Source organism: Sphingobium sp. V4, assembly GCF_029590555.1.
Classification (GTDB): domain Bacteria; phylum Pseudomonadota; class Alphaproteobacteria; order Sphingomonadales; family Sphingomonadaceae; genus Sphingobium.
This window is the reverse complement of the sequence record NZ_CP081001.1, coordinates 1-20,161: the sequence shown is the minus strand read 5'-3', so window position 1 is coordinate 20,161 and position 20,161 is coordinate 1. Positions and strand designations below refer to the sequence as shown.

Annotated in this window: 22 protein-coding genes and 1 pseudogene; 8 read left to right on the top strand and 15 right to left on the bottom strand. The window is 66.6% G+C overall.

The features are described 5' to 3' along the window. Nucleotides 1-7: 7 nt before the first annotated feature. Complete coding sequence (gene gmk / locus K3M67_RS00115; protein ID WP_066864444.1) at nucleotides 8-673, bottom strand: guanylate kinase; 666 nt, start codon at nucleotides 671-673, stop codon at nucleotides 8-10. Nucleotides 674-726: 53 nt separating this feature from the next. Between gmk and K3M67_RS00110 the strand changes: the two genes are divergently transcribed. Continuing rightward, a complete protein-coding gene (locus K3M67_RS00110) occupies nucleotides 727-1,299 on the top strand; it encodes a DUF2585 domain-containing protein (protein ID WP_285831957.1) in 573 nt (190 codons plus the stop codon). Here the strand turns inward: K3M67_RS00110 and K3M67_RS00105 are convergent. The 3 genes from K3M67_RS00105 to K3M67_RS00095 all read right to left on the bottom strand — a co-directional run bounded on the left by K3M67_RS00105 (nucleotide 1,296) and on the right by K3M67_RS00095 (nucleotide 4,655). Further along, entirely contained in the window at nucleotides 1,296-1,643 is a 348-nt protein-coding gene (locus K3M67_RS00105) for a hypothetical protein (RefSeq protein ID WP_066864449.1), read from the bottom strand. The two genes, K3M67_RS00110 and K3M67_RS00105, sit on opposite strands and share 4 nt — an antisense overlap. A gap of 48 nt (nucleotides 1,644-1,691) precedes the next feature. Then, on the bottom strand, nucleotides 1,692-3,077 hold the full coding sequence (fumC, locus tag K3M67_RS00100) for a class II fumarate hydratase (protein ID WP_285831956.1): 1,386 nt from the start codon (nucleotides 3,075-3,077) through the stop codon (nucleotides 1,692-1,694). Between the two features lie 171 nt (nucleotides 3,078-3,248). After that, a complete protein-coding gene (locus K3M67_RS00095; RefSeq protein WP_066865263.1) occupies nucleotides 3,249-4,655 on the bottom strand; it encodes an OprO/OprP family phosphate-selective porin in 1,407 nt (468 codons plus the stop codon). 141 nt (nucleotides 4,656-4,796) lie between these two features. Here K3M67_RS00095 and K3M67_RS00090 point away from each other — a divergent pair, with 141 nt between their 5' ends. Both K3M67_RS00090 and K3M67_RS00085 read left to right on the top strand, forming a co-directional pair. Beyond that, nucleotides 4,797-6,293: an ABC transporter substrate-binding protein gene (locus K3M67_RS00090; RefSeq protein ID WP_084439261.1), complete on the top strand. Its 1,497-nt coding sequence runs from the start codon at nucleotides 4,797-4,799 to the stop codon at nucleotides 6,291-6,293. 19 nt (nucleotides 6,294-6,312) lie between these two features. Further along, nucleotides 6,313-6,735 (top strand): DUF4112 domain-containing protein, encoded by a 423-nt coding sequence (locus K3M67_RS00085; RefSeq protein ID WP_066864453.1) that lies wholly within the window; start codon nucleotides 6,313-6,315, stop codon nucleotides 6,733-6,735. A gap of 3 nt (nucleotides 6,736-6,738) precedes the next feature. Here the strand turns inward: K3M67_RS00085 and K3M67_RS00080 are convergent, their stop codons facing one another. Together K3M67_RS00080 and nadC are read right to left on the bottom strand one after the other, a co-directional pair. Continuing rightward, the gene (locus tag K3M67_RS00080) at nucleotides 6,739-7,446 is read right to left on the bottom strand and encodes a ribonuclease T2 family protein (RefSeq protein ID WP_084439262.1); all 708 of its coding nucleotides are present in this window, start codon (nucleotides 7,444-7,446) and stop codon (nucleotides 6,739-6,741) included. Beyond that, nucleotides 7,439-8,287: a carboxylating nicotinate-nucleotide diphosphorylase gene (gene nadC, locus K3M67_RS00075; protein WP_285831955.1), complete on the bottom strand. Its 849-nt coding sequence runs from the start codon at nucleotides 8,285-8,287 to the stop codon at nucleotides 7,439-7,441. Before nadC ends, K3M67_RS00080 begins: the two co-directional genes overlap by 8 nt. A gap of 86 nt (nucleotides 8,288-8,373) precedes the next feature. Here nadC and K3M67_RS00070 point away from each other — a divergent pair, with 86 nt between their 5' ends. Next, complete coding sequence (locus K3M67_RS00070; RefSeq protein ID WP_066864463.1) at nucleotides 8,374-8,625, top strand: type II toxin-antitoxin system Phd/YefM family antitoxin; 252 nt, start codon at nucleotides 8,374-8,376, stop codon at nucleotides 8,623-8,625. Beyond that, entirely contained in the window at nucleotides 8,622-9,050 is a 429-nt protein-coding gene (locus K3M67_RS00065; RefSeq protein WP_066864466.1) for a type II toxin-antitoxin system VapC family toxin, read from the top strand. Before K3M67_RS00070 ends, K3M67_RS00065 begins: the two co-directional genes overlap by 4 nt. 6 nt (nucleotides 9,051-9,056) lie before the next feature. Here K3M67_RS00065 and nadA read toward each other — a convergent pair whose 3' ends face one another. From nadA to K3M67_RS00050, 3 genes and pseudogenes are all read right to left on the bottom strand, one after another. Then, entirely contained in the window at nucleotides 9,057-10,043 is a 987-nt protein-coding gene (gene nadA / locus K3M67_RS00060; RefSeq protein ID WP_066864469.1) for a quinolinate synthase NadA, read from the bottom strand. Between the two features lie 44 nt (nucleotides 10,044-10,087). Further along, nucleotides 10,088-10,747, bottom strand: a complete 660-nt coding sequence (locus K3M67_RS00055; RefSeq protein ID WP_502958908.1) for a DUF4230 domain-containing protein — start codon at nucleotides 10,745-10,747, stop codon at nucleotides 10,088-10,090. Between the two features lie 116 nt (nucleotides 10,748-10,863). Further along, a pseudogene (locus K3M67_RS00050) lies at nucleotides 10,864-11,625 on the bottom strand (MBL fold metallo-hydrolase); the annotation flags it as partial. A 125-nt stretch (nucleotides 11,626-11,750) separates the two neighbouring features. Here K3M67_RS00050 and K3M67_RS00045 point away from each other — a divergent pair. Then, a complete protein-coding gene (locus tag K3M67_RS00045; protein WP_285832957.1) occupies nucleotides 11,751-12,653 on the top strand; it encodes a tyrosine recombinase XerC in 903 nt (300 codons plus the stop codon). Nucleotides 12,654-12,657: 4 nt separating this feature from the next. Here K3M67_RS00045 and K3M67_RS00040 read toward each other — a convergent pair whose 3' ends face one another. The 4 genes from K3M67_RS00040 to rsmI all read right to left on the bottom strand — a co-directional run bounded on the left by K3M67_RS00040 (nucleotide 12,658) and on the right by rsmI (nucleotide 15,562). Next, nucleotides 12,658-13,257: a DedA family protein gene (locus tag K3M67_RS00040; protein WP_285831952.1), complete on the bottom strand. Its 600-nt coding sequence runs from the start codon at nucleotides 13,255-13,257 to the stop codon at nucleotides 12,658-12,660. 83 nt (nucleotides 13,258-13,340) lie between these two features. Continuing rightward, nucleotides 13,341-14,315, bottom strand: a complete 975-nt coding sequence (gshB, locus tag K3M67_RS00035; RefSeq protein ID WP_066864581.1) for a glutathione synthase — start codon at nucleotides 14,313-14,315, stop codon at nucleotides 13,341-13,343. A gap of 54 nt (nucleotides 14,316-14,369) precedes the next feature. After that, nucleotides 14,370-14,723: a YraN family protein gene (locus K3M67_RS00030; protein ID WP_285831951.1), complete on the bottom strand. Its 354-nt coding sequence runs from the start codon at nucleotides 14,721-14,723 to the stop codon at nucleotides 14,370-14,372. Continuing rightward, a complete protein-coding gene (gene rsmI, locus K3M67_RS00025; protein ID WP_285831950.1) occupies nucleotides 14,720-15,562 on the bottom strand; it encodes a 16S rRNA (cytidine(1402)-2'-O)-methyltransferase in 843 nt (280 codons plus the stop codon). The genes K3M67_RS00030 and rsmI overlap by 4 nt, the downstream gene beginning before the upstream one ends. 68 nt (nucleotides 15,563-15,630) lie before the next feature. Between rsmI and K3M67_RS00020 the strand changes: the two genes are divergently transcribed. Both K3M67_RS00020 and K3M67_RS00015 read left to right on the top strand, forming a co-directional pair. Next, the gene (locus K3M67_RS00020; RefSeq protein WP_157102668.1) at nucleotides 15,631-16,791 is read left to right on the top strand and encodes a penicillin-binding protein activator; all 1,161 of its coding nucleotides are present in this window, start codon (nucleotides 15,631-15,633) and stop codon (nucleotides 16,789-16,791) included. An 88-nt stretch (nucleotides 16,792-16,879) separates the two neighbouring features. Next, nucleotides 16,880-18,106 (top strand): dicarboxylate/amino acid:cation symporter, encoded by a 1,227-nt coding sequence (locus K3M67_RS00015; protein ID WP_285831949.1) that lies wholly within the window; start codon nucleotides 16,880-16,882, stop codon nucleotides 18,104-18,106. 3 nt (nucleotides 18,107-18,109) lie between these two features. On the opposite strand, the gene K3M67_RS00010 is transcribed toward K3M67_RS00015, so the two are convergent. Both K3M67_RS00010 and dnaA read right to left on the bottom strand, forming a co-directional pair. Continuing rightward, nucleotides 18,110-18,718: a peptidylprolyl isomerase gene (locus tag K3M67_RS00010; RefSeq protein ID WP_285831948.1), complete on the bottom strand. Its 609-nt coding sequence runs from the start codon at nucleotides 18,716-18,718 to the stop codon at nucleotides 18,110-18,112. Nucleotides 18,719-18,760: 42 nt separating this feature from the next. Beyond that, nucleotides 18,761-20,161, bottom strand: a complete 1,401-nt coding sequence (gene dnaA / locus K3M67_RS00005; RefSeq protein WP_066864598.1) for a chromosomal replication initiator protein DnaA — start codon at nucleotides 20,159-20,161, stop codon at nucleotides 18,761-18,763.

The following is a 20,161-nucleotide window of genomic DNA, read 5'->3' as shown; positions in this document are numbered from 1 at the left end:
CCCGCGCTCAATCTTCCTGGTGGTAGCGGCTGAGCTTGCGGATGAAGCCGATCAGGCCGGTTTGGCGGCTGCGCTTCATCCTCTCGGCATGCAGGATGGTCTGCACCCGCTGGAAGCAATCCTCCGCATCGACATTGCAGAGCACATAATCATAGCCGTCCCAGTGGGCGATTTCGCCCGCCGCGCGCGCCATGCGACCGTCGATCACCTCGTCACTGTCGGTGGCGCGGCCGCGCAGGCGGCGCTCCAGTTCCTCCATCGAGGGCGGCAGGATGAAGATCCGGACCACGTCGCCGCCGGCGATCTGGTGCAACTGCTGCGCGCCCTGCCAGTCGATGTCGAACAGCACGTCCTTGCCCGACTTCAGCATGGCTTCCACCGGCGCGCGGGGCGTGCCGTAGCGCTGGCCGAAGACATGGGCCCATTCGAGGAATTCATGGTCCGCCGTCATCCGGCGAAATTCCTCCAGGTCGACGAAATGATAATCCTTGCCGTCAACCTCGCCCGGCCGCATCGGCCGCGTCGTCGCCGACACCGACATGGACAGGTCCGGCTCTGCAGCGAGCAGCTTGCGCGCGATGGTGGACTTGCCCGCGCCCGAAGGCGAAGAAAGGACGAAGAGGACACCCCGGCGCTTGAAATCGGGGGTTTCGGTCTGGATGCTGTCAGCCATGGCCGCTAGTGACGCCAGAGACGCGTTTTTGCAAGGGGGTGGGAACAGGAGCCATGGGGCGCACGCGTAAAAGGATGAATCGGCGCGGCTTTATCCTCGCCGCGCTGATTGCGGCGGCGGCCTGCGCGATCCTATTCCTCATGAACCGTCCCCCGATCTGCACCTGCGGCCGGGTGGAACTCTGGCATGGCGCGCTCGACAGCGGCAACAGCCAGCATATCGCCGACTGGTACAGCCTGAGCCATGTAATCCACGGCTTCCTCTTCTACGCGGGCACTTGGTGGCTGTTACCGCGTCGCCCGCAGGGCGCCCGGCTGGCAGTGGCGGTGGCGGTCGAATCGGCCTGGGAAATCCTCGAAAACTCACCCCTGATAATCGACCGCTATCGCACGGCGACCATCGCGCTCGGCTATTCCGGAGATTCGATCCTCAATTCGATGAGCGATATCGGCATGATGGCGATCGGCTTCCTGTTCGCCGCCCGCGCACCGGTCCGTATGACCATCGGGCTCGGCATCGCGCTCGAACTGCTCGCGCTGGCGGTGATACGCGACAATCTGACGCTCAATGTCCTGATGCTGACCTTCCCGGTCGACGCGGTCCGGGAATGGCAGGCCGCGCTTTAGCCTTGGCGCGCCTTGCGCGCATGGTCGATCGGAATGGGATCGCCGCTCTTGTCAGGCAGCAGCTTCTGCGTCTTCTTCCGATCCGCCTCGCGCTTCGCCTCATAGAGCTTGCCAGCCATGTAAGCGCCGGTCACGAAAAGCGCGCCGGCTGGATAGCGCATGATGATGCGTTTGGCGCCCGCACCGGCAATGAGGCCGATGACGCCCTTCTTGCCGGTCGCCGCCGCGACGCGCGCCGCGACCACGGTGGCGCCAACGCGCGCCGCCTTGCGCAGCAGTCCCGCCTTCCTGGGCGGACGGATCGTCACCAGCGGTGCGGCGGGGATGATGCCTTTCTTCTTCATAGGCGGTCAATGTACCGGAGCGCGCCCGGTTCCGCCAGTTGATCTGGATCAGACCATATTTTCGGGCCGCACGAGCCGGTCGAAGGTCGGCTCGTCGACCAGCCCCAGTTCAAGCCCCGCCTGTTTGAGCGTCAGCCCCTTCTTATGGGCGTGCTTGGCGATGGCGGCGGCATTGTCATAGCCGATTTCGGGCGCCAGCGCCGTCACCAGCATCAGCGACCGATCGACCAGTTCGGCGATGCGGGCCTCGTTGGCCTCCAGCCCCTCCACGCAGCGCTCGGCGAAGCTCTCCATGCCCACCGACAGCAGATGGATGGAGCGCAGCACGGCCGCACCGATCACTGGCTTGAACACATTCAACTCCATATGACCCTGCATCCCGCCCACGGTGACGGCCTGGTGATTGCCGATCACCTGCGCGGCGACCATGGTCAGCATTTCGCACTGGGTCGGGTTGACCTTGCCCGGCATGATCGAACTGCCCGGTTCATTGGCTGGCAGGTCCAGCTCGCCCAGGCCCGACCGCGGCCCCGACCCCAGCAGGCGGATGTCGTTGGCGATCTTGGTCAGGGCGACGGCGATCATGTTCAGCCGGCCGGAGAAATCGACCAGCGTGTCATGGCTGGCCAGCGCCTCGAACTTGTTGGGGGCGGTTTCGAAGGGGAAGCCCGTGATGGCCGCTATCTCGTCAGCCACATCCTGGGCGAAGCCCGGAGGCGTGTTCAGCCCGGTCCCAACCGCCGTGCCGCCCTGCGCCAACCGCGACAGGCCATGTTCGACCAGCGGCATGGTGCGGATGCGGGCCAGACGCAACTGCTCGTAATAGCCGGAAAATTCCTGGCCCAGCGTCAGCGGCGTCGCATCCTGCAAATGGGTGCGGCCGATCTTGACGATCTGCGCCCAGGCCGTCGCCTTCTCCAGCATGGCGCGTTCCAGCCGTTCCAGTGCGGGGAGCAGCCGGTGGGTCGCGGCGAGCGCGGCGGCAATGTGCATGGCGGTGGGGAAGCTGTCGTTGGACGACTGGCTCATATTGACATGATCGTTGGGATGAACGGGCGATTTCCCGCCGCGTTGGCCGGTCAGCATCTCGTTGGCGCGACCGGCGATCACTTCGTTGACGTTCATGTTGGACTGGGTGCCGCTGCCGGTCTGCCAGATGACCAGCGGAAACTGGTCGTCATGCCTGCCCTCGATCACTTCGGCGGCGGCGGCCTCGATCGCGTCGGCCAGCGCCCCGTCCAGCCCATGCCGGCGGTTCACCCGCGCCGCCGCCTGCTTCACGATGGCGAGGCCATGGACGATGCCGATCGGCATCCGCTCGGTCGCGCCGAAGGGGAAATTCTCGATGCTGCGCTGCGTCTGCGCCCCCCAATAGGCGTCGGCGGGGACATCGATCGCGCCGATGCTGTCGGTTTCGCTGCGGGTCGCGGACATTCAACACTCCCAATTGAGAATCAATCGCAAAAACTGATCCCGATGTAGGGCGAGCGCGTGAAATTCCAAGGCTTAGTGATTGAAGCGGACCCGCATCTCCCTTGCCGGCGCGATGACCGGGGTCGGCATCCGGGCCGACTCAGCGCCGCGCCGGATGCCGATGGCCGTGGGTCAGAAATCCAGTTCCGCGCGCCATCCGATCACGTCGACGCCATAGTCGCGCCGGCTGCCCGCACGGATCGCCGCGTCGGTATATTGCAGATGGGCGTAATTGACGTTGAAGCGCAGAAATTCGACCGGGGTCCAGACCAGCGCCGCGATCACGCCATTCTGGGTACCGCCGACGATATCCTTGTCATTGAGGCTGAGATAATCGTAGCGCAGCGTCGCCTGCAACGCGCCCCAGCCACCGCTGCCGACCGGGCTGTCGGGCTTGACGATGCCGAAGATGCCATTCTTGTATCCGCGGCTTTCGCCGGTCAGGACATAGCCCACCTCGCCATAGCCGCCGAAGAAGGTCGGATCGGCAAGGCCCGGCCGCGACACGCGCAGCCAGTGCGCCTCGCCCGCCCACCAGAGCGGCCCGCGCTCGCCAGCGAACTCCAGCCCATAATGGCTCTCGCCATCGGCCGGAATGTTGGGCGTCGCGAGGAAGCGGCTGTTGGCGGAGTGGAGATAGGCGCGCTGGCGGTAACGCTGCGGATTTTCGCTCAACCGCTGGAAATCGCGCCAATGGCCCGACAGGCCGAAATGCAGCTGGGTCTTGCCCAGCTTCGGCGCCAGCACGACGCGGCCGTCGACGCCGTAGCTGTTGTTTTCGTCGCCGCCATCGGCGCCATCCGAATCATTGGTCAGCGAATCGGCGCTGTCGGAAAAGATGCCCGCCTGGGCCAGCAGGATGCCGGAGCGATATTGCGCCGACAGGCCCAGCCGCCGCTCGAAGCCGAACGCATCGGTGAAGGCCGCGCGCTCCATCACCGCGCCGCCGGTGTCGCTGATGAGTTCGTCCAACGACTGGAAGGCGTTGTGATTGCCCAGGGTGACGAGCCACGGCCCCTTTTCATAGGTGATGAAGGTGTCGACCAGGTCGACGCTGTTGTCGGACAGCTCCAGTTCCAGCTTATAGCCGAAGCCGCCGCCCAATTGCCCTTCACCGCCCAGTCGCAACCGGCGCAGTTCGTTGGAATATCCCTTGGCCCGGTCATTGACGCTATCCGGGGTCATCAGCAGCCCGGCATCATATTGGATGCGTCCCTTGACGTGGAAGCTGGCCGCGCCCTTGCTGAAGACGGGTCCGCCCTTCCAACTGACCGCCGTATCGCCGGCAGGCTTGGCCTGCGCCACCTGGACCGGCGGAGCGGGCACCGGCGACGTCGTCGGGGCGACGGCGGCAGCCTGCGGCGCGGCGGGTGCGCTGTCCAGTCGCGCCTCCAGCCGGTCGACCTGCGCCTTCAGCGCGGCGATCTGCGCCCGCAGCGCATCGGCCTCTGCGGCGCTGATCGCCTGGGCGGCGACCGGCACCGGCGTCATCAGCAGCGCCAGCGCGGTACCGGCAGCCAGTCGAATTCGGGGCGTCATCTGTTTCCCTTCCATGTCTGGCGACGCCCGTATGAATTTTCTGTTACAAACAGGCGTAGGTATGATGGCATTTTTATGACATATGCTCTGAACTGATCCCGGTTGGCGGCACGGCGATGAACGGCTAATCCTGGGACCGACATGGGCGTCCTCTCCCTCCTTCTCGGCCATGGCCGGCGCGGCCTGCTGACAGCAAGCGTCGCAATCGGCGCCGCGCTCGCCGGCTGTTCGGGCGAAGGCAGCGGGCCGGTGGTGGTCAGCATAGTGGGCGACCGCGACGATTTCGCGAAGCCGCTCCAGAATCTCCCCAACCCCGCCGCCAAGCTGATGCTGGAAAGCACGGCGCAGGGGCTGGTCGGCTTCGATGCCGCGGGCAACATCCTGCCAGGACTGGCGCAGCGATGGATCGTCGAGGATGACGGGCGCAGCTATATCTTCCGCCTGCGCCGCGCCTTCTGGGCGGACGGCACCCGCGTAACCGCGCCCGATGTCGCGCGCATAGTGATGGCGCGTATCGTCTCTTTGCGCCGCTTCGATCCGGACGGGCCGCTCGACGCGGTGCAGACCGTGGTGCCCATGACCGGCGAGGTGATTGAAATCCGCATGGCCGCAGCCCGCCCCTTCATGCTCCAGATGCTGGCCCAGCCGCAAATGGGCGTGCTTTCGCGCGAGGGCGGCACCGGTCCCTATCGCCGCGCGGCACAGGGCAAGGCCTTGCTGCTGACGCCGATCGATCGATCGACCGGCGATGACAAATCGGCCGAAGGTCCGGTTCCCCCGTCGCAACTGCGCGTGTTGCGCAGCGAAGGCGCGGCGCTCGCCATCATCCGTTTCCGGGAAAGGCAGGCGGCGCTGGTGCTGGGCGGCCGCTTTTCGGACCTGCCCCTGCTGCTGCCCGCCGGGATTGATCGGGATGCGGTGCGCGCCGACCCAGTGCAGGGATTGCTGGGCCTCACCATGGTGGGCGAAGGCAAGCTGCTGGACGACGACAATGTCCGCGCAGCGATCAACATGGCGATCGATCGCAGCCAGCTGCCGGCCGTCTTCCCGCTGGGCGGATGGGCCACGACCGAACAGATCGTGCCGTCTGCGCTGGACCTGGGCCGCAATCCCACCCCGCCGGCCTGGGCGGGAATGGCAATGGAGGATCGCCGCGCGCAGGCGAGCGCGACCATCACGCGCTGGCGCGCGGACAATGGCGCACCGCCGACGCTGCGTATCGCACTGCCCACCGGACCGGGCGCGACCCTGCTGTTCGGCCTTCTGCGCCGCGACCTGGCCGCCATCGGCCTCGACGCGCGCCGGGTCGATACGGGGGCGCCTGCGGACCTGCGCCTGATCGACGAGGTCGCACCCTATGACAGCGCGCTCTGGTATCTGGGCCGGGTCGGCTGCGCGCGAAAGGTGCATTGCAGCGACGCCGCCGACGCCCAGTTGCAGGCCGCCAGCCTCGCCAGTACGGCTGCGGAGCGCAGCGCGCGGATCGCCGAGGCCGAAGCGCTGATGCAGGCGCATAACGGTTATATCGCGCTGGGCGCGCCCGTCCGCTGGTCGCTGGTGTCCAGGCGGCTGACCGGCTTCATGCCCTCGCCCCGCGCGCGCCACCCATTGAACCATCTCTTCCGCCGCCCCAATTAGGGGGCAAGGAGACAGGATAATGGCGCTTTCGCAGGATCAGTTCGACCGCATGGTTCGGGACTTGCCGGGCTTTGGCCGCGATCCGGCCTCGGTGCGCCGCCGGATCGAGGCGATGGAGGCGATGCTGGAGGGGCTGTTCGTCATTCCCGGCACCACCCGGCGCGTGGGGCTCGACAGCCTGATCGGCCTGATCCCGGTGGTCGGCGACATCGCGACGGCGGCCATGGGTGCGTGGATCGTGTGGGAAGCACGCAATCTGGGCATGTCGAAATGGCAGATCACCCGCATGGCCGCCAATGTCGGCGTCGATACGCTGATCGGCGCGATCCCCTTCGCGGGCGACCTGTTCGACTTTCTCTACAAGTCCAACAGCAAGAATCTGCGCATCATCCGCAAGCATCTCGACCGCCACCATCCCTCTACGGTGACGATCGACGGGTGACGGTCAGCGGAACGGTTCGATCCGCAATTGCGCCCGGTCCTTGACCCCGCCCTGCTGCGGCGGGCAGGCGATGTAGCGATACTGGCGGTCCATGCAGATCCACACTTCGCTCAAGCTTCCGTCGCGTGTAACGTTCAGACGGATGCCGTCCTCGACCATGCCTGCATTCGCCGCGGCAAAGGCTTTGGCGAAATCGCGCGCAGACAGGATGGTTCGCGCGGCTAGCGCCGCCATGTCGGGATAGCGCAGGGCGGCGTAGAGTTTGCGCGACAGGGCGAAAAATTTGGTCGGGGTCGTCGGCATACAGGTGCCGTGCTTGACCCATTCATGCTGGATCAGCTGCACCGAGGGCGTAGCGCAGAGATGGTCTCGGATCACCTTGCGCGGCAGGGGGCCAGCGGACTTGCAATATTGCGGCCATTCCCGGTCATAGCCGTCGGGCCAGAGGCCATGCAGCGTGAAGGCGAATTTGTTGTCCGACCGGCACTGAAACGCATCGCGCGCGCCGCCGCGCGACGTCTTGCAATATTGCGGGGTCCAGCTGACCGCCAGCGTATAATAGCCGATCGGCAGGACGCGCTTCGGTTCGCTGTCGCTTGGCCCTTCGACATGCGGGCGGGCGATCACCGCAGGCAGGCGGCATTGGCCGGCCTGCGCCATGGCGACGCCCGGCATGGCAAGCGCGATCAGGGGCAGCAGCATTTTAAGCACAGGCGAAATCGAGGCCGATGTCGGCAGCCGGAGCCGACTGGGTCAGGCGGCCGACGCTGATATAGGTGACGCCCGTATCGGCCCTGGCGCGTATGGTCTCCAGCGTCACGCCGCCCGATGCCTCGGTCGGCACGCGCCCCGCGACCAGGGCCACCGCGCCGCGCAGGGTGGAAGCGTCCATATTGTCGAGCAGCAGATGCGTCGCGCCTGCCACCAGCGCCGGCTCGATCTGGTCGACCCGGTCGACCTCGACGATGATCCGATCGACCCCTGCGGCCACTGCGCGGCGCACCGCTTCCTCGACCGATCCGGCGACCCCGACATGATTGTCCTTGATCATCGCCGCGTCCCACAGACCCATGCGATGGTTGGTCGCCCCGCCCATGCGGGTGGCATATTTTTCCAGGACGCGCAGGCCCGGAATCGTCTTGCGCGTGTCGAGCAGGGTCGCGCCCGTGCCCGCAATCGCATCGACATAGGCGCGGGTCATGGTGGCAATGCCGGTCAGGTGCTGGACGGTGTTGAGCGCCGATCGCTCCGCCGTCAGCATTGCCCGCGCCTTGCCCCGGATGCGCAATATGTCGGTGCCGGCTGCGACGCGATCGCCATCCTGATGCAACGGCTCGATCGTCACGTCCGGGTCGAGCGCGCGGAAGAAGGCTATGGAGAGCGGCAGCCCCGCCAGCGTCACCGCGTCACGGCTGTCCATCACGCCTTCGAAGACAGCGTCCGCGGGGATCACCGCCTCGCTCGTGACGTCGCAGCCACCCGGGCCAAGATCCTCGGCCAGGGTGGCAGCGATGAAGGCATCGAGATCGAAACCGGGGAGGGAGAAGGTCATGGCGCCCTCTCTAGCCGTGTCGCACCGCGCGCCGCAACCCGTTTCCGGACTTGACTTAGTCCATGGACTTAGTCCATATTAAGCTCATGACTGCCACCGTCAATGTTCACGAAGCCAAGACGCACTTTTCCAAACTCTTGGACCGCGCTCATGCCGGCGAGGAAATCATCCTTGCCAAGGCCGGCAAGCCTTATGCGAAATTGGTTCCGATCGATGCAGTACAGGTGCGTCCGAAACGTCGGGGCGGCCAGTTTGCTGGCCTCTTCACGGTCGGCGACGAGATTTTCGATCCCTTGCCCGAAGAAGAATTGCGCCTGTGGGAGGGGCATGGCGATTGAGACTGTTGCTGGATACCCATGTGTTGATCTGGTGGTGGACCGATCGCAGCCTTTTGCCCGACACGATCGATCAGATGATCGAAAGCGGGGCCGACCGGATTTTCGTCAGCAGCGTCAATGCTTGGGAAATCGCGACCAAGGCGCGCCTGGGCAAATTGCCGCAACTCCTGCCCTATCTGGATCGCTATGAGGCGGCGGTCCTGGATGCGGATTTCAAGCCGTTGAACCTGACCATGGCGCACGGCCTGCGCGCCGGCGCCTATGACGCGCCGCATCGCGACCCGTTCGATCGGATGCTGGCGGCGCAGGCGGAACTGGAAGGCCTGACCTTGCTGACGCGAGATCCGGCCTTCGCCGCCTTTCCCTGCCAGACATTATGGCACCAGCCGATGCTCAGCGAAAAGCGGCTCACCTATCGCAGCTGATTCGCCTCAGCGCGCGCCCAGATCGCCCTGACCCACCGTGCCGCTGGCCATTTCCAGCATCCGGTCGAGGCTCTTCTTCGCCTGCAGCCGCAGCGTCTCGTCCATTTCGATGCGCGGCTGGAGGTCGCGCAGGGCGAGATACAGCTTCTCCATCGTGTTAAGCGCCATATAGGGGCAGATGTTGCAGTTGCAGTTGCCGTCGGCGCCGGGCGCGCCGATGAAATTCTTGTGCGGAACCGCCTTCTGCATCTGGTGGATGATATGCGGTTCGGTCGCGACGATCAGCGTGTCGCCGGGCATGGTCTTGGCGAAATCCAGTATGCCACTGGTCGATCCGACATAATCGGCATGATCGACGATATAGGGCGGGCATTCCGGGTGCGCGGCGATCGGCGCGTCCGGGTGCTGGGCCTTGAGCTTGAGCAGTTCGGTTTCGCTGAACGCCTCGTGCACGATGCAGACCCCCGGCCAGAGCAGCATGTCGCGACCCAGCTTGCGCTTGAGGTAGCCGCCCAGATGCTTGTCGGGGCCGAAGATGATCTTCTGATCCTTCGGGATCTGCGCCAGTATCTTTTCCGCCGACGAGGAGGTGACGATGATGTCGCTGAGCGCCTTCACCTCGGCCGAACAGTTGATGTAGCTGAGCGCGATATGATCGGGATGCGCCTCGCGGAACGCCTTGAACTGGGCGGGCGGGCAGCTGTCCTCCAGCGAGCAGCCGGCGTCCATGTCCGGCAGCACGACGATCTTTTCGGGGGAGAGGATCTTGGCCGTTTCCGCCATGAAGCGCACGCCGCAAAAGGCGATGACGTCCGCGTCCGTCTCCGCCGCCTTGCGCGACAGTTCAAGGGAGTCGCCGACAAAGTCCGACAAGTCCTGGATTTCGGGCGTCTGGTAATAGTGGCCCAGGATGACGGCGTTGCGCTCCTTGCGCAGGCGATCGATTTCCGCGCGCAGGTCAATGCCCTGCGGAATGGCGGTGACGGCGGTCATACCCTGATACTCCTCGGTCCCATGTCTGGCCCTTTGCGCGCGCCCTAGCGCTGCCGCCGCTCGTTGGCCAGTACCTCGTTGATCGGCGTGGTCACGTCCCATCGCTCCCGGTTCGCTTCCTTGCGCTCGGGCGGGAAGGTGACGATCACCCGCGCATCATCATAGCCCATCGCGGCCAGCGGCGCGGCCATGACTTTTCCGATCGCCGCGCGGCCATATTCGCGCGCCTGCGCCATGCGCTCGGGCGATCGGGCCGAGGCTTCGGCCCGGACCTGCGCGTGCGCAGAGGTGCGACGGCTCAGTTCCTCACCCGCCTCCCGCGTCACGAACAGGCCGCTGGTACGCACCAGGGTCCGGCGCGCCTCGTCCAGATTGGGCCGATCCGGCTTCACATCGGGCGCATTGACGATGAGGGTGCGGCTTTGCGGGTTCCATTCCAGATCACGCGCCGAGAGGCCGCCCAGATCGATGAAATAATCGACAGAATAGGGCATCTTCACCACCTGGTCGGACTTGAGCCAGCCAAAGCCGCGCACGTCCTGCGCCGTGCTCTGGATCGTGCCGTTGAGCTGCGAGACGCGCAGACTGGCCGAGCCAGCGATCTTCTCCGCGATGATCTTCGTCACCGCCGATCCGTCATCCTCGACCGCCACCACATAATCGCGGTTATAGCGTTGCCAGCCGACCAGCATCGCTACCCCCATCAGCAGGATCAGCAGCGCCAGCGCGACCGGCGCGGCATGGCGCTTCAGCGCATCTGCCATCGCCCGTCCCCGAGGGGGGCGGCGATGCCCCGGCCATCCAGATCGATGAGATGCGCCAGCACCGAGCGGCCGGCGGCGGGATGCAGGCGCGGATCGACGCCCTTGTACATTTCGGCCACCATGTCCGGGATGGCGCTGTCGCCGTTTCGTTCGAGGAAGCGCACGATCTGCCCCTCGCGCTGCTTGCGATGGCCCATCATGCCCCGCACCAGCCGCTGCGGATTGTCGATCGGATCGCCATGCGCCGGATAATAGACCGCGTCGTCGCGATCGAGCAGCAGCTGCATCGAGCGCATATAGGCGGTCATGTCGCCATCGGGCGGCGAGATGACGCTGGTCGACCAGCCCATCACATGATCGCCGGTGAGCAGTGCCTTTTCCTCGCGCAGCGCGAAACAGAGATGGTTCGAGGTATGGCCCGGCGTCGCCACCGCCGCCAGCGTCCAGCCCGGCCCCTGCACCTGCTCGCCATCGGCCAGCACGCGGTCGGGCCGATAATCGGCGTCAAACGCGGCGTCGGCGCGCGGGCCGTCATCCTCCAGCGTCAGGGGTGCGCAGCCGATGACCGGTGCGCCGCTGGCTTCGCTCAGCGGACGCGCGGCGGGGCTGTGGTCGCGATGGGTGTGCGTACACAGGATCGCGACGACCGGGCGGTCGGCAATGGCGGCATTCAGCGCGGCCAGATGATCCGCATCGTCCGGGCCGGGATCGACGATCGCGAGCGCTTCTGATCCCACCACATAGGTCTGGGTGCCTGTGTAGGTGAAGGGCGACGGATTGGGCGCCAGCACGCGAGCCACCAGAGGGCTGAGCGGCATCAGGAGTCCGGTCGGCAGGGCGGCCGGATCGAAGGGGGTAGCCATGCTTCCCATGTGCCCATTTCGGCGCGGATTTCAAGGGCGGGTTGTCCTGCCACTCGACGCTCTGATAGGCTTGTGCCATGATGTCCGCCACCCTCTCCCCATCGCTCGTCGAACGCTGGCGCCAGCATCTGGCGCTCGACCGGCGGCGCTCCCTCCATACGGTGCGGGCCTATGTGGCGACGGCGGAGCGGCTGATCGCCTTTCTGGCGGAGCATCGCGGCGCGGCCGTCACCGCGGCGGCACTGGCCAGTCTCGACCAGGCGGACCTGCGCGCCTTTCTGACCAGCCGGCGGATGGACGGGATCGGCAATCTGTCGGCGGCGCGCGAATTATCGGCAGTGCGTGGCTTCCTGAAATTCATCGGCGGCCAGGACGCGAAACTGCCGCAGCTCAAGGGACCGAGGGTCAAGCGCGGCCTGCCCCGCCCCATATCCCCCGACGAGGCGGTGGCGCTGGCCGCGGACATCGCCGAAACTGCGCGGGAAGGCTGGATCGGCGCGCGCGACTGGGCGGTGCTGCTGCTCCTCTATGGCGCGGGACTGCGCATCGGCGAGGCGATGGGCCTCAAGGGCGACATCCTGCCACTGGGCGAAACGCTGCGCGTCACCGGCAAGCGAGGCAAGACCCGGATCGTGCCGCTACTGCCGCAGGTGGCCGAGGCGGTCTACGCCTATGTCGACGCCTGCCCCTATCCCATGGCCCGCGACGAGCCGCTGTTCCGGGGCGCGCGGGGCGGACCGCTGTCCCCCGCGCTGATCCGGCGCGCGGTGCAGGGCGCACGCGGGCGACTGGGCCTGTCGGACCGGACTACGCCGCACGCGCTGCGCCACAGTTTCGCGACGCATCTGCTGGGTCGCGGCGCGGACCTGCGCAGCTTGCAGGAACTGCTGGGCCATGCCAGCCTGTCGTCCACGCAAATCTATACCCAGGTCGACGCCGCCCACCTGCTCGACATCTATCGCAACGCCCATCCCAGGGCGTGATCGATCAGCCCCTGGGCCGCCAGGTCGCCAGCCGCCAGAGATAGAGGATGATCGCGCCGACGACGCAGGCAGTCGCGGCCGGGCCGACATAGGCGTCGATCTCACGGAAGTTGCGGCCCAGGATGAATCCCGCATAGGCCAGGATGATGTTCCAGATCAGTGCGCCCCCGGCGGTCCAGAGCAGGAAGCGGACATGGCCCATGCGGAAGAGGCCCGCTGGCAGCGAAATCATGGTGCGCAGCGCGGGCATGAAGCGGAAGACGAACACGACGATCTGCCCATATTTGCCGAACAGCCGGTCGAGCGCCTCGACATCGTGCCATTCCAGTGTCGCCCAGCGGCCATAGCGGTCGACCAGGGGCTTCAGGCGCGCAAACCCCAATACATGGCCGACCAGATACCAGAAATAATTGCCGACCGTGGTGCCCAGCGTCCCGGCGAAGAGCAGCCAGCCCATCTCCATCCGCCCCTGCCCGACGCGGATGCCCCCGATCCCCATGATGAGTTCGGACGGGATGGGCGGAAAGACATTTTCGAGGATCATCAGGACGAAGATGCCCCAATAACCGCCCGCATCGATCAGGCGGAGAACCCAGTCGGTCATGAATATATGCTCACTCGGTTCTCAGGGACACGAACGGTGGTGATAACGCGCGTCCTCCCCCTCCGTTCAATACAGGTCGTTGACTAGTCCGCCGCGCGCAGCGCCAGCCGGGCGTCGATCGCGTCCCAGATCATGCCGCCGGTATCGGTGCCGTCAAAACCGTCGATCGACACGATCCCGGTGGGCGAAGTCACGTTGATTTCGGTCAGCCATTGCCCGCCGATCACGTCGATCCCCACGAAGAGCAGCCCGCGCGCCTTGAGTTCCGGACCAAGCGCGGCGCAGATTTCGCGTTCCTTCTCGGTCAGTTCCGTCTTGGCGGCCGATCCGCCGACGGCCAGGTTCGACCGTATCTCGCCCTTGCCGGGAATGCGGTTGACCGCGCCCGCGACGTCTCCGTCGATCAGGACGATGCGCTTGTCGCCCTCCGCGACGCCGGGGATGAAGGCCTGGACCATGAAGGGTTCGACCCAGGAAGCATTGAACAGTTCCACCAGCGCGGACAGGTTCGCCCCCGACTGGCCGACATGGAACACCGCATTGCCGGCATTGCCGTAGAGCGGCTTCACCACGATCTCGCCATGCTCGGCGAGGAAGCGCCTTACCTGCGCCAGGTCGCGCGTGATCATTGTCGGCGGCATGAAACGCGCATAGTCGAGCACGAACAGCTTTTCGGGCGCGTTGCGGACGCTGGCCGGATCGTTCACCACCAGCGTCTCTTCCTGCACCCGTTCGAGCAGATGGGTGGCGGTGATATAGCTGAGGTCGAATGGCGGGTCCTGCCGCATCAGCACGACATCGACGTCACGGCCGAGGTCGATCACCTCCTCCGGGCCGAAAGCGAAATGGTCGCCATCCACCTTCTGCACCTTCACCGGCCGCGCCCTGGCCAGTACGCGTCCGTCGGACAAGGTCAGGTCAGGCGCCAGATAATGATAGAGCCGATGCCCGCGCGCCTGCCCCGCCAGCATGATGTGAAAGGTCGAATCGCCCGCGATCCTGATACCCTCCATCGGGTCCATCTGCACGGCGACGGTCAGGGGGTTGAGTTCGGTCATTCAGAAAACCTTCCACTAACGACGACATTTCGGGATGGTTGACGGGGTAGACGATCACCCCCCATGCCAGACATTGGCCAGATGGCGTGGCGGGCGGCCCGGCGCAAGGAGGATGACGTCGATTCGCATGTCGTCACCGGGTTTTGCCAGCTGGTGCCAGAGGATGTCCGCCGCCGCCGCGACCCGCGCCAGCCGCCGTTCGTCGATCGCCTGATCGAGTTCCGCCGTCGATCCGCGCGCCTTCACCTCGACGAAGGCCAGCATCGATCCCCGACGCGCGACCAGATCGACCTCTCCCGCCGGTGTCCGCATCCGCCGGCCGACAATCTGCCAGCCTTTCAGGCGCAACCACCAGCCGGCGATGCGTTCGGCCTGCCGCCCGCGCCTTTCCGCCTGTTGGCGGCTCACCCCTTCAATTCCATCGCCCGGTCATAGAGGGTCCGACGGTCGAGGCCGAATTTCTTCGCCACCTCGCCCGCCGCCTTCGACACGGGCAGACGCGCCATCGCCTCCAGCAGCGCGGCGTCCGCATCCTCGGGGCTGGGCGGCGGAGACTCGCCGGGCGGGCCGACGATGACGACAATCTCTCCCTTGGGCGGCGCGTCAGCGTAGCGGGCGGACAGGTCCGTGAGGGTGCCGGTCGCCGTTTCCTCGAACGCCTTGCTGATCTCCCGGCTGACCGCCGCGTCCCGGTCGCCCAGATGCGCAGCCATGGCGGACAGGCTCTCCGACAGGCGCGGGCCGCTTTCGTAGAAGACCAGCGTCGCCCGCAATGCGGCCACCTCGTTCAACGTATCGCCCCGCGCCTTCGCCTTGGCCGGCAGGAAACCCATGAAGAGGAAGCGGTCGGTCGGCAGGCCGGACAGCGTCAGCGCCGCGATCGCCGCGCTGGGACCAGGCAGGGTCGTGATCTTGCGCCCGGCGGCGCGCGCATCGCGCACCAGCTTGTAGCCCGGATCGGAGATGAGCGGCGTGCCCGCGTCCGACAGCAGCGCGACCGATTCCCCCGCCATCCGCTCCACCAACCGCTGGCGCACATTTTCGGCGCTATGGTCATGATAGGGAATCATCGGCCGATCCGACCCGGCATGACGCAGCAGCCGTGCGCTCACCCGTGTATCTTCCACGGCGATCACATCGGCCAGCCGCAGGACTTCGGCGCCGCGCGGCGTAAGGTCTCCGAGGTTGCCGATCGGCCCCGCAACAATGTAAAGCCCCGGCTCAAGCCCTGAATTTCGAGTTTCCATAAGGACGCCAGATGACAGAGACGGATGCCGCCCGGCAAGCCCCCCGGCAAACCCATGTGTTCGCCGCAATGAAACGGGGCGCGCGGATCGCCTTCATGGGGGCAGCCCTGTTCCTCGCCGCCTGTCAGTCGATCGTGCCCAAGGGGCCGGCGCCGGCGGCCCCCAGCGGCCCTGCCCAGCCGACCGGGCCGGACGTGACGCAGGGCCTGCCCACCGACACGACCCGCCATCGCGTGGCGTTGCTGGTACCGATGAGCGGCCCCAATGCCGGGGTCGGCCAGTCGATCGCCAACGCCACGACGCTGGCGCTGCTCGATACCCGGACCGACAAGGTGCGGATCACCACCTATGACACCGCGCTGGGTGCGGCGGCGGCCGTGAACCGGGCGCTGGCCGAGGGCAATCGCCTGATCCTGGGCCCGTTGCTGGCGGAGGATGCGCGTGTGGTCGGACCGATCGCGGCGCGCGCCAATGTGCCGGTGATCAGCTTTTCCAACGACGCCAGCATCGCCGGCAGCGGCGTCTACATCATGGGCTATAATCCCAACCAGTCGATCGAGCGGGTCGTCGGCTTTGCGCGCGGCAAGGGACTGAGCCGGTTCGGCGCGCTGGTGCCGCGCGGCACCTATGGCGAACGCGCCGGCAATGCGCTGCTGCGCGCGGTCGAGCAGGCCGGCGGAACGGTGGTGTCGATGCAGAGCTTCGACCGGTCGCCCGCGTCGATCACGGCGGCGGTCAAGAAGTTGCAGGCTTCGTCCAGCTATGACGCGCTGCTGATCGCCGACAGCGGCCGGGTGGCGTTGCAGGTCGCGCCGATCGTCCGGAAAAATGGCGGCGCGAGCGCCCGGCTGTTGGGCACGGAACTGTGGAACACGGACACCGCGCTGGCGTCCAGCCCAGTGCTGCGCGGCGCCTGGTTCGCCAGCGTGTCGGACACGCTCTATGGCCAACTCGCCAACAAATATCGCGCCCGCTACGGCAGCGCGCCCTTCCGCCTGTCTTCGCTCGGCTATGACGCCGTACTGCTGACAGTGCGGATCGCGCAGGACTGGAAGCCGGGCAGCCCCTTCCCCAATGCCCGGCTGCGCGACGCGGGCGGCTTTTCCGGCATTGACGGCGCCTTCCGCTTCACCCGTGGCGGCATTGCCGAACGCGCGCTGGAAGTCAGCGAAGTGGGGGCGGGCGCCCTGTCGGTCGTCGATCCTGCCCCGCGTGGCTTCGGCGAATAATCTTCTGTTGTTCTAAGGACATGGCGGCCTAGACTGGACCGGTCCGTCTGCCCTGAGCGATGCGGACCAGAGAAGGGGAAAGCCGTCCATGTCCTTGACCGTCCGCATCCTGATCGCCCTCGTCGCGGGGCTGGCCTGCGGCATCACACTCGCCGAATGGGGCGGACCCTGGGAAGCGGATGTAGTGGCCATCGCCCAACCGGTGGGCAAGGCTTGGCTCGGCGGCCTCCAGATGCCGCTCATCCCCCTGATCTTCGCCTTGCTGGTGACGGGCATCGCCCAGGCGGCGACCACGGCCCGCAGCAGCGGCATGGCGGGCCGGGCGATCGGCCTGTTCGCGATCCTGCTGGTCGGGTCGGCCGGCGTTGCGGCGCTGGTCGGACCGCTGATGCTGCACCTCTGGCCCGTTCCGGCCGGCGCGGTCGGCGCGCTTGCAGGCGCCGGGCCCGTTACCGACGTGCCCGACATGCGGCCCTCGGCCGAATGGCTGCTGGGCTTCATCCCGGTCAATCCGCTGAAATCCGCCGCCGATGGGCAGGTCGTCGCCGTCGTCCTGTTCGCGCTGGTCTTCGGCTTTGCGGTGACGCGCATCGCAGAGGAACGACGCGGCCAGCTCACCGGCCTGTTCGACGCTCTGGCCGATGCGCTGTTGGTGGTGGTAAACTGGGTGCTGTGGCTCGCGCCGATCGGCGTCTTCGCACTGGCGCTGGTGGCGGGTGCGCGATCGGGCCTGGCCACGGCAGGTGCGCTGCTCCACTATATCGGCTTCATCGTGCTGATCTGCGTCATCGTGACGCTGCTGGTCTATCCGCTGGTCGTCATCATGGGCCGCATCGCCCCCGGCCGCTTCGCCCGCGCCGCTTTCCCCGCGCAGGCTATAGCCTTCTCGACGCAAAGCTCGATCGCCTCCCTGCCCGCCATGATCCAGGCGAGCGACGGGCCGCTCGCGGTGCGCGAAACCAGCCGCAGCATCGTGCTGCCGCTGGCCATCTCGCTGTTCCGCATCACCAGCCCGCCCGCCAATCTGGGCGTGGCCCTCTATGTGGCCGCCATGAACGGCGTGGCGCTGGGGCCGACGCAGCTCGTCATGGGCGTGGCGGTAGCGGCGATCGTCAGCCTGGCGGCGGTGGGCCTGCCCAGCCAGATCACCTTCTTCACCACCACCGGCCCGATCTGCCTGGCCATGGGGGTGCCGGTCGAGGCGCTGCCGCTGTTGCTGGCCGTGGAAACGGTGCCCGACATCTTCCGCACCGTGGGTAATGTGACCGCCGACATGGCGGCGGCGCGAATCATCGACCGAGGGTACAGAGAATAATATTCAGGGCAGTCGGCGCGCGGTGAGGATCTTGACCGGCGTCTCCAGCATCTGCCCCTTCATTACCCCTTCCCCCCTGGTCGGGGACTTGGGCGCGACCAGGATCGCCTTCACCACGTCCAGCCCATCGACCACATGGGCGAAGACGGCGAAGCCCTGATTGTCGCCGGCGGATTGCGGCTGCGCGTCCATCGCCGGCATCTTGCCCAGCACCACGAAGAAATCCCCGGTCGCGCTGCCCGGCGCGTAGCGCGCCATCGACAGCGCCCCCTCATCATGGGTGAGGCCGGTCTGCGTCGTCGGCTCATGCCGGATGGGCGGAAGAATCCGCTTCGGATCATTCTGCGCCCCGCCCTGAACGAAGCCATAGTCCGCCGCGCCGACGCCGCGATAGAATTGAGTGCCGTCGAGCCGCTTCTGATCGACATATTTCAGGAAATTGCCGGCGGTGATCGGCGCCCTGTCGATGTGGACGGCGACGACGATCCGCCCCCTCTCGGTATCGAGCGCGACCCGGACGTCGGCGGGATTGGGCGCAGCTGGCTCCGACTGCGCAATCGCAGGGGACAGGCTGAGGGCGGCGAGCAGGAAAAGGGCGAACTGGCGAATCATCGCGCCAGCCTAGCCGATCATGTGGCCAGCGCCAGAGGGCCGTCAGCCCTCCAGCTGGCGCAGCAGCGCGCGGACGTCGGCGTCCATGTCGGGATTGCTCTCGCGCAGCGCCTCGATCGTGCGTACCGCGTGAATCACCGTGCTGTGATCGCGCCCGCCGAAGATACGGCCGATTTCGGGCAGCGATCGCGGCGTCATCTTCTTGGCGAGATACATGGCGACCTGGCGCGGACGGGCGACCGCGCGGGCGCGGCGCTTGGAGCGCATCTCGGACGGATCGATCTTGAAATGGGCCGCGCAGGCCTTCTGAATCTCGTCCACGGTAACGCGGCGGGCGTTGGCGCGCACTGCGTCGGCCAGCATCCCCTGCGCGAAGTCGAGGTCGATCGAGCGGCCGGTCAGCTGGCCATAGGCGACCAGCTTGTTGAAGGCCCCCTCCAGCTCGCGCACGTTCGAGCGAATCGAGCGCGCGAGGAAGTCGATCACGGCATCGGGCACCGGGGGATCGCCGGCGACGGCGCGCTTCGATTCGAGGATGGCGAGTCGCAGGTCGAGATCGGCCGGACGGATGTCGGCGACGAGACCACCCGCCAGGCGCGACAGGATGCGCGCGTCGATCGATTCGAGCATCTGCGGCGCCCGGTCGGCGGTCACGACGATCCGCGCGCCCGTGTCGATCAGGTCGTTGATCGTGTGCAGAAACTCCTCCTGCGTCGATCCCTTGCCCGCGATGAACTGGACATCGTCGATCAGCAGCAGGCGCGCCGCGCGCAGCCGCGCCTTGAACGCCATCGTCTCGTTGGCGCGCATCGCGCTCACGAATTCGACCATGAAACGCTCGGCCGACATGTAAAGGACCGGCTCCGAAGGCGAGTGCGCGGAAAAGGCCGCCGCGATCGCGTGGAGCAGATGCGTCTTCCCCTGGCCGGTGGCGCCATGGATGAAGAGCGGGGTGAAGCGCGGCTGGGCTTCGCCCGCCATCGCCTGGGCCGCGGAAAAGGCGAGCCGGTTGGTTTCGCCCACGACGAATTCGGCAAAGCCATGGCGCGGCTGGAAATTGGAGGCGATCGGCGATTCGGCCGGCTCGGTTGCGGCCGGTTCGAGATGCACGACTTCCAGCAGGCGCGGGCCAGTGGCGTCGGGTGCGCGCCGCACGCGTACTTCCCGCACGCCGACGCCAGCGCTGCGCCATGCCATGCGCAGGCGATCGCCGAACTGGCCCGAAACGAAATTGGCGCTGAAGTCGGTCGCGACGAACAGGTCGAGCGTCTGCGATTCGGAGCAATAGTCACCCAAGCGGGCGGGCTTCAGCCACTGGTCGAACAGGCGCGCACCCAGATCGCGGCGCAAACCGGCGCGGATGGCAGTCCAGGCGGACTCCAGGCCAGCCATATCCTGCGTTTCCAATGCCCGTCGACCAACCACTGCTGCCCTGTCCTTCAT